At 51.7% G+C, this 12,439-nt stretch carries 9 protein-coding genes and 1 pseudogene; 8 read left to right on the top strand and 2 right to left on the bottom strand.

Annotated elements, in window-relative coordinates; all coding sequences use genetic code 11:
* Positions 1-625 precede the first annotated feature (625 nt).
* From JRC49_10740 to JRC49_10755, 4 genes are all read left to right on the top strand, one after another.
* Positions 626-991, top strand: coding sequence for a peptidoglycan-binding protein (locus JRC49_10740; GenBank protein ID QTE70276.1), 366 nt, complete (start codon positions 626-628; stop codon positions 989-991).
* Positions 992-1,091: 100 nt separating this feature from the next.
* A complete protein-coding gene (locus JRC49_10745; GenBank protein QTE70277.1) occupies positions 1,092-1,979 on the top strand; it encodes an NYN domain-containing protein in 888 nt (295 codons plus the stop codon).
* Between the two features lie 35 nt (positions 1,980-2,014).
* On the top strand, positions 2,015-4,120 hold the full coding sequence (locus tag JRC49_10750; GenBank protein QTE70278.1) for an extracellular solute-binding protein: 2,106 nt from the start codon (positions 2,015-2,017) through the stop codon (positions 4,118-4,120).
* Between the two features lie 682 nt (positions 4,121-4,802).
* Positions 4,803-6,173, top strand: a complete 1,371-nt coding sequence (locus JRC49_10755; GenBank protein QTE70279.1) for a TrpB-like pyridoxal phosphate-dependent enzyme — start codon at positions 4,803-4,805, stop codon at positions 6,171-6,173.
* A gap of 610 nt (positions 6,174-6,783) precedes the next feature.
* Here the strand turns inward: JRC49_10755 and JRC49_10760 are convergent.
* A pseudogene (locus tag JRC49_10760) lies at positions 6,784-7,692 on the bottom strand (IS3 family transposase).
* Positions 7,596-8,168, bottom strand: coding sequence for a helix-turn-helix domain-containing protein (locus JRC49_10765; GenBank protein ID QTE70280.1), 573 nt, complete (start codon positions 8,166-8,168; stop codon positions 7,596-7,598). Before JRC49_10765 ends, JRC49_10760 begins: the two are co-directional and overlap by 97 nt.
* 124 nt (positions 8,169-8,292) lie before the next feature.
* Here JRC49_10765 and JRC49_10770 point away from each other — a divergent pair, with 124 nt between their 5' ends.
* The 4 genes from JRC49_10770 to JRC49_10785 all read left to right on the top strand — a co-directional run bounded on the left by JRC49_10770 (position 8,293) and on the right by JRC49_10785 (position 12,405).
* Positions 8,293-8,952 carry a zinc dependent phospholipase C family protein gene (locus tag JRC49_10770; protein ID QTE70281.1) on the top strand — a complete coding sequence of 220 codons (660 nt, stop codon included), beginning with the start codon at positions 8,293-8,295 and terminating at the stop codon, positions 8,950-8,952.
* Between the two features lie 178 nt (positions 8,953-9,130).
* On the top strand, positions 9,131-10,453 hold the full coding sequence (locus JRC49_10775; GenBank protein ID QTE70282.1) for a redoxin family protein: 1,323 nt from the start codon (positions 9,131-9,133) through the stop codon (positions 10,451-10,453).
* A gap of 521 nt (positions 10,454-10,974) precedes the next feature.
* On the top strand, positions 10,975-11,997 hold the full coding sequence (locus tag JRC49_10780) for a TlpA family protein disulfide reductase (GenBank protein ID QTE70283.1): 1,023 nt from the start codon (positions 10,975-10,977) through the stop codon (positions 11,995-11,997).
* A gap of 159 nt (positions 11,998-12,156) precedes the next feature.
* Complete coding sequence (locus tag JRC49_10785; GenBank protein QTE70284.1) at positions 12,157-12,405, top strand: hypothetical protein; 249 nt, start codon at positions 12,157-12,159, stop codon at positions 12,403-12,405.
* Positions 12,406-12,439: the final 34 nt, after the last annotated feature.

A 12,439-nucleotide genomic window follows, 5' to 3' on the forward strand; every position in this document is an offset into this window, starting at 1 on the left:
CAAGATAACATGCAAGTTAATGTTCAGAAAGTGGACACTGTGGGAACAAAACAGGCTGTTCTGTCGTTCATATAAATGGAGCTGGTAAAAAAATCCAGCAAAGACACCCCTATGTTCCAATAATAGATTTGCTGCGGTTGTTCTTTCAGAAACAATATTGCAATTGGTTTAATGCTGTTACATAAAGTCATATCTATATAAAAACATAGAGGTGTAAGAACCTGTAGCGCAGATTGTGTTACCTGGTGTATTCGCTATAGCCATATCCGGCACTTGCATTTCGACGGGGGGAGTATCACGAATGATATATCCCGGACGTGAAAAGAGCCCAGGATAATAATGATTGAAAAGGGTTTGTTTTATGTGGAGATAAGAATCGCTGCATACATAAGATCCGGATCAGTCATCATTATAAATCTGTACAGAAAGGAGAAAGAAAATGCGGATATTTATTCGTGGTCCCAACATAAAGAAAAAGTTCCCGCAAAACAATGCCAGCGAAGCATCCACCGTTAAACGGTGCCCGTTCTGTGGGAACACAAAGAGCTTATACCACATTCAGCGTTTTTTCAAGTAGATGTAACGGTTAACCCCAATCATATTTACCGAAAGGAAGAAACAATAAATGAAGAAACTTGGAATAATAGCTCTTTTGATGGCTGCCTTGATGATTTTTACCAGTGTTGCTTTGGCGGAATATACAATTGACGAATACAGATGGAGATACTCCGGCAGCACCCTGAAAAAAGGACATGGAGGGAAAAATAGTCCTCATCTTAAACAGTACGTATGCAATGTCCAGGGAGATGTCAACGTCAGCAATCTTGGCAAATGCGGCAAACGTGACGGTATTTATGGAAATGTTACTGTAGACGGTGTTTCACACTATCAGACAGCAATGGGACTGGCTTCTGACGGCCAGACTGGCTTTGACACAAAGAATAAACTGTATGACGCCGGAAAAAACCGGCCTCATTGGTCATTTGAATAAAACTTAGTTGTATTTGGGCTCCATATGTACGCTGCTGCGTACATATGGAGCCTGTAAGTCTGAAGCATTGAAAGGAGTAATGTACAGAACAATGACTTCAATGAAAAAAATAATTTGTTTACTTCTCTTATGTGTTCTTTCCTTTCAGCCTTTATGCAGTGGATCCCGTGCGGAAAAGGCGGATGACATCAGGGAGATCCTTTATCAGTACTGTGAATCGGAGCTGGGGTATACCCGGGACAACCTGACGCCATATAACCTTGTGCAGAATGAAGACGGCTGCTGGGATTTCAGCTTTTATGTGAAAGACGCTGAACCGATGACGAACGGCCTGGTGATCGGTTCATTGGATTCCAATGGAAAACTGGTTGAGATCAAAGGACCGGCGCCTGTTTCAACGGTGGAATGGCTGAATGAGCAGGTTGGGAAATGCATGTTCAGTTATCAGGATATATATGAACTGAAGCAGCAATGGGAACCGAAGCTGGACAGTATACCTGAAAAGGACATGGAGTTTTTTGACAGCATTCAATCCTTTAATCCGATTCTTGATTTTCTACGGCTGGATATTGTGCTGCCGGATGAACAATGTATTCCATATGAAGAAGCAAAGCAGAAATCAATCGACGTCATTGAAGCCATGGATGGATGGAAACCGGAAATGACGGAACACATCGATGTCATGGTCGAGCTGATATATATCCCGGACGGGATGGACCACCCTGTCTGGCAGTTTATTTATGCGCTTGCCAGTGATGTTTTCTATTCCAAAGCCGTCCTTAGTGAGGAAGAGTATACGAATGAAATGAGCGCAAAAAACAAACAGATGATGGAAGAAGAAAAAGCTGTCTTTGGAGGCAGTCAGAATCTTCCGATTCACATCAGTATCCGGATTGACGCCTATACCGGGGAGCAGGTAGGGGAAACTTTCCTGGAGACTCCGCCGGTATGCGGCATCGGTTATACCGGGATCGTGCTGTGGAAATAATCAGGAAGGATCAGAAAAAGAGAGGAGCTAAATGAATGAGACGCATTTTGTTGGTTACCCTGCTGGTTGCCATGCTCTTCAGCGCCTGCGCCGCGGGCGCGGAGACCGGGGAATATACTTCAAAGAATATTTCCTGCAATGATGACAATGTCTATGCCCTGGAAAGCTGCAACGGGATACTCTACGGCCTGCTTGCCAGCGGACTGTACAGGGTGGAACCTTCGGGAGAAAAGATGCTGCTGGCGGCTTCTTCTGAATTCCCGAACGGCATCTCCGCCCTCCTGGCCGATGATCATTCGGTATACGCCATAAGCTGCGAAGACAGCCATGCGGATCTTTTCCGCCTGGTCGCTCCGAGCGGGGACTACAGCGGCGATCCCATGCTGACGCTGAATCACGGGCCGGAGCTGCTTGCGGATCAGTGCGTTTTACGCAACGGCTGCCTGTTTTTTACGCTCCGGGAGGAAATGTCGGAGGACGCGACGGTGGTCCGGCTGGCCCTTCAGGCCGGAGAGGAAACCTTCACGACAATCCCGGGCATGGTCTGCTTTGATGTAACGGAGGACGGGAATATCCTCGCCCTGACCCGGGAGTCGGGCTGGCCTGAGGACACGGTTCTCCTGCAGATAATCTCGCCGGATACCGGTACGGCGGAGACCTGGGCGGATATCGGCAAAGACGGCTATGCCTATAAAATGGTATACGCCGCTCCCGATACGGTTTACCTGATGACCCAGCGGGGGATTAAGAAGGCGCAGAAAGACGGGACCGTGACGGATACAAGCCTTGTGTTTACCCAGGATGCTGTCGATTTCTGCCTGCTTCCGCAGGGCCTGGCGGCCACAACCGGCGGCATGCTGAAGATCTCTTCCTTCAATGAAACCGCGGAGGAAAAGCTGTCCCTGTCGATCTGCGGACTTTACGCAGATGATGAATATTTCACCGCCTTTTATGAAGCCCATCCCACGTGGGAAATCCGCCCGGTGGATACGGACGGCGAGGAGACGGAGGCGCGGTTTATCCGGGATGTGCTGACGCAGACCCCGGATGTGGATATCTATATCATGCATGACCTGAACCTTTTGAGCGACATCAAGGCCAAGGGATACTACGCGGACCTGTCCGCGTCGGAGGTCATCAGGGAAAAGGCCGGTCGGATGTATGCGCCTTTTGTGAAGACGCTCATGGACGGGGATAAGATCGCGGCGTTCCCGCATCCCTATTATGTGATGTACGCCGCCCTCAACTATAACAGGACCCTCTTTGACCGGCTGCAGCTGACCGTGCCGACCACCTGGGAGGAGTATTTTGATTTCTGTATCGACTGGAAGGAAAACTACGAGGACGCCAATCGGGATATCAGCGTCAATCCCTTTATGCACGAGCTTTCTCTGGTGACGCTCCTGGAGCATTTTGACGATGAAATGACCCGGGACGGAATCCCGGCAGACTACCAGAGTGAAATGCTGGGAAACGTGCTGCGGAAGTACCTGCGGGTGAAGGAACTGTACCCGGAGGAGGATTATTCCGGCACACAGCTTTTCTATGATTATGACCTGAACCTGGCGCAGGACGATTCCTTTGAATTCGGAGCGTTGCCCCTGACTTTCCGGAAGGATGCCGAGCCGATCTATACGCCCCTTGAAGGGGATGTCTGGTATTTCGTTGTCAATCCTTACGGAGCCCATGTGCAGGAGGCCATCGAATGCGTCGCCGCGGCGCGGGACGCGAGCCGGAACTCCGATCCGTATGTTTATACGGAGATCCCGGACCTGCCTCTGGAAAACGTCTTCTATGAGGAGGGCCTGGAAATGTACCGGGAACAGCTGGAGCAGCTGGAGGCGCGGAAGGCCGGCGCGGATGACGATCCGGATATCCTCCTGGAGGTGAACGAAAAGATCGACGCCCTGACCAAGGAAATGCAGTCTTATGCGGAAAACAACCGCTACTGGTTCACCGAGGAGGACATGGGACCCTTCCGGGAAATCGTGAATCACGTCTACTTCAGCGATTTCAACCCGGTCAAGGAAATCTATACCAACGATCCCGAGTTTTTCGAAAACATCACTGAAGAAAACCTTCAGGGTTTCCTCCAGGCCATGGACAGCAAGGTGAAGATGAGCAGGCTTGAGAGAGAATAACAGGTAGGAGGTAGGCCGCTTCGCGGCAGGTAGGAAGTAGGAGGTAGGAGGTAGGCCGCTTCGCGGCAGGTAGGAAGTAGGAAGTAGGAGGTAGGAGGTTCAGTCACCTTAACCTTAAGAATAAACCGCAGCCTCCACGCTGTCATCTTGAGCAAGTGAGCGCAGCGAACGCGTCGAAAGATCTCCTCCGGAGATGTAAACCTTCAACATATAAGGAACAACATTATGTAAAAACAATTAATTATGAATTATGAATTATGAATTGTGAATTGTCTCAATACACCAGAAGTACAACCCATCCTCTTGCGCTCCGCTTTCTCCTTGTGCTATGCTTTGATAAACCGTTGAAGAAGAGTGAGTACTTTCCATAATCTTTCCTTACAGAGAGCCGCCGGCGGTGGAAGCGCGGCAGGGAAGCCGGAAAGGAATGGACTTCCGAGGGCGAACTGAAAGGGCAACCGAGTATGTGAGACGGAGCTGACCCTCCGTGATCAAAGGTCCGCGTATGAATGTACGCAGTGAGGAGGGCGCGGAAACGCGCCAAGCCGGGTGGCACCGCAGGAATGAATTTTTCAGACCTGTCCCAGCAAAAAACTGGGACAGGTCTTATTTATTTATCGCACCCGGACCGCAGTCCCAAAGCCTCATTAACATTCCGACAGACAGAAAGGAGACTGCAACCATGGCGCACAATGAAATTCCCTACAAAATCTACCTGAACGAATCCGAGATGCCCACTTACTGGTACAACCTGCGGGCCGATATGAAGAACAAGCCCGCGCCCCTGCTGAATCCCGGCACCCATCAGCCCATGACCGCGGCGGAGCTTTCCGGCGTTTTCTGCGACGAGCTGGTGCAGCAGGAACTGGACAACGATACCCGCGAATATCCCGTGCCCCGGGAGATCCTGGACTTCTACAAGATGTACCGCCCCTCTCCCCTGGTCCGGGCCTACTGCCTGGAGAAGAAGCTGGGCACCCCCGCGAAGATCTACTATAAATTCGAAGGCAACAACACCAGCGGCAGCCACAAGCTGAATTCCGCCATCGCCCAGGCCTACTACGCCAAGAAGCAGGGCCTGAAGGGCGTCACCACCGAGACCGGCGCCGGCCAGTGGGGCACGGCCCTGTCCATGGCCTGCGCGTATTTCGAACTGGACTGCAAGGTATACATGGTCAAGGTCTCCTATGAGCAGAAGCCCTTCCGCCGGGAAGTAATGCGGGTCTACGGCGCTTCCGTGACGCCTTCTCCCTCCATGACCACCCAGGTGGGCCAGAAGATCCTGGCGGAGCATCCCGGCACCACCGGCTCCCTGGGCTGCGCGATTTCCGAAGCCGTTGAGGTGGCCGTGGGCAATCCCGGCTACCGCTACGTCCTGGGCAGCGTGCTGAACCAGGTGCTCCTGCACCAGTCCGTCATCGGTATGGAAACCAAGATCGCCATGGACAAATACGGCATCAAGCCGGATACCATCATCGGCTGCGCCGGCGGCGGCAGCAACCTGGGCGGCCTGATCGCCCCCTTCATGGGCGAGAAGCTGCGGGGTGAAGCGGATTACGACTTCATCGCCGTGGAGCCTGCCTCCTGCCCCAGCCTGACCCGCGGCGTCTACGCCTACGACTTCTGCGACACCGGCATGGTGTGCCCGCTGGCGAAAATGTACACCCTGGGTTCCGACTTCATTCCTGCCCCGAACCACGCCGGCGGCCTGCGGTATCACGGCATGAGCCCCATCCTGTCCCAGCTGTATGATGACAAGATGATGCGCGCGGTCTCCGTGCCCCAGACCCGGGTGTTTGAAGCGGCCGAAACCTTCGCCCGCACCGAAGGCATCCTGCCTGCCCCGGAAAGCAGCCACGCCATCTGCGCGGCCATCGACGAAGCCCTCAAGTGCAAGGAAACCGGCGAAGAGAAGACCATCCTCTTCGGCCTCACAGGCACCGGCTACTTCGACCTGGTGGCCTATGAGAAGTTCCACAACGGCCAGATGGATGACTACATTCCCACCGATGACGAGCTGGCCGCCTTCCGTGCCCGCCTGCCGAAGATCTGAGAAGAAAAGGACGCCCGGGATAATCCCGGGCGTCCTTTTCTTAATTCACAATTCATAATTCATAATTCAGAATTATATGGACTCTTGCATAGATAAGAGTTGCCTGACACGCCCACGTTGTCATTCTGAGCAAGGGCATTTATGCCCGCGTCGAAGAATCTCCTCGCCTGTATGCAACCTGGAACGTAATCGGAACACCCATCAGCCCACATTGTCATCTCGACCAAGGACACGAAGTGTCCGCGTGGGGAGATCTCCCAGCTCGCATACGTTCGGGAACCTAATCGGAACTACACCGTTTTCAAAGCGACAGGCGGAAACACTATATCATTCTGCATTCTGCATTCTTAATTGTTGAGCAACTGTCCAAATCTATGATTTGGGTAACAGTTGCCATGCTACAGCTGTCCAAATGTCGAAGGCATTTGGGTTACAGCGATCACAGCATTTGGGCTTCGCCCACTGTCTCCTCCGGAGACCTAAACCTTTACCTTTTTCGGAACTGCTTTTGTAAAGAAACATCATTCATTCTGCATTCTGCATTCGTAAAGCGGACACTGGGACTTGATATGTACCCAGTTTCCTGGACACATTGATTTATGATCGAGGCTCAACCCATGGATGCCATCCTGTATTTTACGGGTGGCATCCATTTTGTTTTTGCCTGGATGCGCTCATTGTTGTAGTAGTCAATGTACTTCGCCATGGCTGAGGAGAACTCCTCATATGATTTGTATTCTTTCTCGCATCCATAAAACATTTCATTCTTCAGTCGTCCGAAGAACGTCTCCATGATACTGTTGTCATAACAGTTTCCTTTTCGGGACATGGACTGAATAATGCCACGCTTCTCAATAGCCTTTCTGAAATAAGCATGTTGGTACTGCCAGCCTTGGTCTGAATGAAAAATCAGACCATTAAGCGAGGAAAACTTGCTCAGCCCTTTTTCCAGCATCCGTCGGATCTGTTCCATGTTTGGACTTAACGAAAGATCGTATGAGATGACCTCGTTTGTGTGCATATCCAGAATTGGAGAGAGGTAGCATTTTCCCCAAGATAAATTGAATTGAGAAACATCTGTTGTCCATTTTTGCAAAGGCTTTGTTGTACTGAAGTCTCGGTTAATGAGGTTATCTGCCACCTTTCCAACTTCTCCCTGATAAGAATGGTACTTTTCTTTCGGACGTTTACCTTTAAGGTCCATGCAATGCATTAATCGCTGGACCTTTTTGTGGTTTACCTTATAGCCTCTATTGATCAGTTCGTGGTGTACTCTCCGAACACCATATCGACCTTTGTTGTGTTCAAAGATTTCCCTGATCACACATGCGACTGCTTCGCTTCTTTTCGCTACAATGTCTTCTTTTGAAACTTCGTAATAGTACGTAGATCTGGAAAGGCACATCGCTTTAAGAAGATACTTCAGTTGGTATCCTTCTTCTCTAAGTTCTTTGATGATCGCTGCTTTTTCGCCTTGAGTCGCGCAGCCTCTTTTTCTTCTCTCAAGGCGATCTCTTTTTTTATGACTTCGATTTCTGCTTTAATGTATGCGTTTTCGGCCCTTAGTCTCACAAGCTCTTCATACTCGGATTCATTGAGTTTCCTAGGGTTGTTGTAATTGATTTTCTTCATATGGGGCTCCTTTGATGGTCGGCCTTTTCTCATGTTTACCAGACCATTATACCCCTCGAGCTTATATTTGCGAACCCAGCGAGAAAGTAAGCCGTTGTGTATACCTGCCTCATTAGCTACTGACAGGATTGATGAACCTGCAATAACCTTGGCAACCAGCTCATATTTCTCTTCTGGAGTCCATTCCTTATTAGTCCCCCGGCGCTTGAGAACCTCCGGCCCATTTGCTTCTTCTGCATGGAACCATCGCAGGATCATCCTGTGAAAGTTTTTGGGATCTTTAATACCTGTTGGGGTCTCTGGCCACCTTCCTTCTCTGTACATCTCAACGCATTTCCTCTTGTACTCATAACTGTAATGCATAAAAATACCCTCCTTACTGGTGTCCAGTAAAGAGGGTACACATCAACTGTCCCCGGTGTCCGCTTTTTATGCTATAATCCTGATAACGTCCGTCAGGAAGAATGATATGTGGGAGCAACAATCAATGTCCTTTCAGATGATACACATGGAAATAGCCTGCAGGGTCATGGAACGGCTCGGCCTTACCGAAGGCCGGGAAGCCTTCCTGCTGGGTTCCGTTGCGCCGGACGCGGTGCACATGCGTCCGGATTATACCGTGGAAAGCAAGATCCACTCCCATCTGTTTGAGGGCTGCGGTCCCTGGGGCGACGTGCGGGATAACGAAAGATGGCTGCGGAACATGGACCGGTTCCGGAACATATACGAAAAAGACGAAAAAGATGTTTCCAGGCGGATGCTTGCCGCCGGCATATTCGTTCATTGTATGACGGACTATTGGAATGATGTGACAATCTGGAACGGTACCCGGCGGGAATATGTCCCGCCCATGGATCCAACACAATTCAAGGAAGCCTTCTATGCGGAAGCAAGCGCCATTGATAAATGGCTTTACCAGCACAGCTCTCACACGGAGGAGATCCGGTCCCTGCTGGCCGCGGCGAAGGAAGAAGGCCTCGCGGACTATTTCACGGCGGAGGACATCGCAAAGATGAAGCATCATCTGCTGCATGTCCAGTACGACGTTCCCGCGGTGGATATTTCCGCCTTCCGTTATTACACCCGGGAAAAGCTGGAACATTTCCTGGTCGATGTGACAGAGGACGTCTGCCGGAGATTAGCGTGAACGAAGGGGACGGTTCTTATCGTTCCCTTTTTCCGAAATACAAGAACGGGAGGAACGATAAGAACCGTCCCCTTCGTTCCATTCTCTTGCGCCCTTTCTTCAATTCATATATAATAAAACATGTAAAATGTAGGTACAACAATTGCAATTACCCGTCTCTTTTCAGGAGGAAAAACAGATGAAGAAAAAGCTGGCTGTCCTGTTTGCTATTCTGGCGCTCTGTGTCCTCGGCACGGCTGCGGCGGATGAAAATCCTTTCCTGGGCAAGCCGCTTCCGGATTTCCGCACCATGGATACGGAGCGGAATGTGTTTTGCCTTTCGGAAGCCCTGCAGGACCACGACGCGGTGCTGATCAACCTGTGGACCTCCTGGTGCCATCCCTGCAAGATGGAATATCCGTACCTGAATGAGACGTATGAAAAATACGGGGAACGGGTTGCGTTCATCGGCATGACCATCGATTCGGAGGACACCTGGGATATCCTCCGGGAAATGAAGGAAGAATATGCCATGGCCTATCCCGTGGCGCGGGAATCGGTCACCGGCATCCTGAATTATCTCGGCGGCAGCCTGGGGACGCCCACCACAATCATTGTGGACCGCTTCGGCAACATCGTTTATATCCAGGCGGGCGCCTTCGTGGACAGCGACCAGCTGTTCAGGCTGCTGGATGTGTTCCTGGCGGAGGATTATACCGCCTCGGTTCCCCTCTCCAGTATTCCTTTGCCGTCAAAAACCCAGGCGCTTCCGGTTTCCTCAGCCCGCAGGATCTGGGTGGAAAACGAGGATGCCCGCCGGGTTCTCCTCACGCTCCGTTATTATGACGACGAGGAGCTGACGAAATGCTGGCTTGAAGAAGTGGAGGAAGGCTGGGTGATCGACGGGGATACCGCCCGGCTGAGAATGGAACTGGCGGCAGGGGATGACCTGCGGGATATGGTTTTCACAGACTTTATCAACGATGCGTGGGATCTGGATGTGTATACCTTGCTGGATCCGGAGCAGGGCAATTACTATTATGAGATGCCGCTGAAGCGGGTTCCGGACAAGAGCGGCTGGTTCACTGCGTTTCTGGAGGCAAAAACAAAAAGTTATATCGACAGTAATCCGCAATTCCTCGAGAAATACCTGTTCCCGGATGAAGATGCTATCCGGGAAATGGTTGAGGAACTGCGTGAGGATAAGATAGTTGTCACCTGGGAATACGCGGAGGAGGAAGATCCGCCGACAGCGGAGCAGCCGGACACGGGTGCCTATACCCTGGATGTGATTGACCAGTACAACCGGCCAGTGCCCGGCGTCATGGTCAGCTTCTGCACGGACGCAGCCTGCCAGGCGGAAACCTCTGATGAAAACGGCGTGGTCACCTTCACCGGGGAGCCGGCGGATTACCATGTCCAGGTGCTGAGAGTGCCGAAGGGCTACAGCTTCGACCCGGACTTTGAACTGCGGACCGGCACCGCTTTCGGTGAGTGGAACCTTGTGATCCGCAAGGACTGACGCTTTGATGCCAGGAAGAAGTCTTCCGAAGGTTATCAGGAACTACGTTGTCTCCATTATGTCATTTCGAATAAGAACGCGAAGCGTTCGCATGGGGAGCAAGCTGAATGTCAGCGCAGTGCGCTGTCGGCGTAGCCGAAATGAAACGGAGTCCTGTCGTGCGCGGTGCGCGGGGTTCGGAACGCCCGGAAAACTGTCCAGTGGACAGTTTTCAGTGGAGAACGGGGCGAAGAACCGATGACCTCCAGTGGAGGGAATCTCATCGGTTCTGAGGTCAACTGAAACGAGCGATCTGTCCGGGGGACAGTCGCGACGATTGAAGTTGCGGGTATCAGCCCCGAGAGGTCAATCGAAAGGGAGTGAGCTCCACAGTGTGGAGTCACGACCATTGAGATTGCGGTAAGAAGCGACGATTGAGGTTGCGGAGAAATCTCCTCCGGGGACCTGAATCTTCTGCTAACAGGAACTTCTTTGCGCAAAGAGACAATATACATTCCGGAACAGAAAGCGAGGAATACCCCATGAAGCGAAGCAGACTCTTTTCCCTTCTGCTGATCCTTTCCCTGGTGTCGGCACTGTGCGTTTCTCCCGCCTGCGCGTCTTCCGATGCCGCCCTGCAGACCGTCAGCTTCCCGGCCACAGGCGTTGAAATTGATCTCCCCGCGGATATCGACGGCCTCCTTTACATTACTCGTGACCTGAAGATGGACACCTTCGCCCGCGGAGCGGAGCTGTGGTATTTTTCCGTCCCGCAGGAGGAACGCGGCATCTTTTCCAAACCGCTGGCCTCCTTCAAGAAAGAGGATAATGCCCTGATCGACGGGAAATCCGTTTCCCTGCTGCAGCTGTTCTGCGTTGAAAACGGAAAGACGATTGACGATATCCATCCCGAACTGCAGGAAGCCTATGAAACAGAACACTTCCAGGTGCTGGGCACCGCCGGGGACTGCACCTTCTACGTCCGGTACCTGCCCGAGGGATTTGAATTTGCGTCCAGGCTTTCCGCGGAGGCCCGGGCGGAGGCGGAAGCCCTGGTTGAATTTTGCAAACAGCCGGACCGGCTCCGCCTCTTCCAGCCGAAGGATGCGGACAGCGTGCTGCTGACTTTCGAAACCGTAGACCTGGATGGACAACCGGTTCGGTCTGAGGATCTGTTCGGCAGCCATACCCTGACGATGCTGAACGTCTGGGGCACCGGGTGCGGCCCCTGCCTCGAGGAACTGTGGGAGCTGGATTACCTTTCCCGGAAGATGGAGGAAAAGAACGTCGCCGTGGTCGGCGTTGTGCTGAATATCCAGGACCCGGAGGACAGCCGGACGATCGCCGACGCGAAAGAAGTCCTCGCCTGGAAGGACGCCCATTACCTGAACCTGGTTCCCTGGGACGGCTTCGTCGATATGCTCCCGGTTTACGGGCTCCCCACCACTTTTTTCATCGATTCCAACGGACAAACGGTGGGGGAGGCTGAAACCGGCTACAAAAACTCGGCCGCCTACACGGTCATAATCAACAAAATCCTGGCCAGGATGAGCAAGGGAGAATAAGCTCCGGACAGTGGACGGTTCCTTGTCCGAAATTTGAAAAGGACTGCTTTGGGGCAGTCCTTTTTCTGTGTCTGTCCAGCGCTTGACAATGATTGCAAGACATTGTATCATGGAAGTGGGATATCCCACCATTGCTTTTGTGGGAAAGGAGAGATCAATATGAAAGCAACTGTCAGGGAATATGATGCCAAACTGGATTCAAAGAACAGGCTTACCCTGCGTGAGGCTGAGTATGAGTATTATCATGTTTCCGTTCTTCCGGATCAGAGAATCGTGCTTGAACCAAGAGTATTGACCGCTCCCTTTGAAGTGTCAGCAAATACCCTGAAGATGATGGACAGCGCTGTGGAGAACATGAAAAAAGGAGTTGTTTCACCAGCATTGGATCTGTCTGAATTCGAGGAGTAAACAATGTTTGAAATACATCTTGGTGTTCCCGAAA

The sequence above is a fragment of the Clostridiales bacterium FE2011 genome, from assembly GCA_017569305.1.
Classification (GTDB): Bacteria; Bacillota; Clostridia; order Christensenellales; family Aristaeellaceae; genus Aristaeella.

What these genes read in the sequence shown, in the direction of transcription:
- JRC49_10740 (QTE70276.1), top strand. Translation starts at nt 626, where the DNA reads ATGAAGAAACTTGGAATAATAGCTCTTTTGATGGCTGCCTTGATGATT.
- JRC49_10745 (QTE70277.1), top strand. Translation starts at nt 1,092, where the DNA reads ATGAAAAAAATAATTTGTTTACTTCTCTTATGTGTTCTTTCCTTTCAG.
- JRC49_10750 (QTE70278.1), top strand. Translation starts at nt 2,015, where the DNA reads ATGAGACGCATTTTGTTGGTTACCCTGCTGGTTGCCATGCTCTTCAGC.
- JRC49_10755 (QTE70279.1), top strand. Translation starts at nt 4,803, where the DNA reads ATGGCGCACAATGAAATTCCCTACAAAATCTACCTGAACGAATCCGAG.
- JRC49_10765 (QTE70280.1), bottom strand. Translation starts at nt 8,168, where the DNA reads ATGCATTACAGTTATGAGTACAAGAGGAAATGCGTTGAGATGTACAGA.
- JRC49_10770 (QTE70281.1), top strand. Translation starts at nt 8,293, where the DNA reads ATGTCCTTTCAGATGATACACATGGAAATAGCCTGCAGGGTCATGGAA.
- JRC49_10775 (QTE70282.1), top strand. Translation starts at nt 9,131, where the DNA reads ATGAAGAAAAAGCTGGCTGTCCTGTTTGCTATTCTGGCGCTCTGTGTC.
- JRC49_10780 (QTE70283.1), top strand. Translation starts at nt 10,975, where the DNA reads ATGAAGCGAAGCAGACTCTTTTCCCTTCTGCTGATCCTTTCCCTGGTG.
- JRC49_10785 (QTE70284.1), top strand. Translation starts at nt 12,157, where the DNA reads ATGAAAGCAACTGTCAGGGAATATGATGCCAAACTGGATTCAAAGAAC.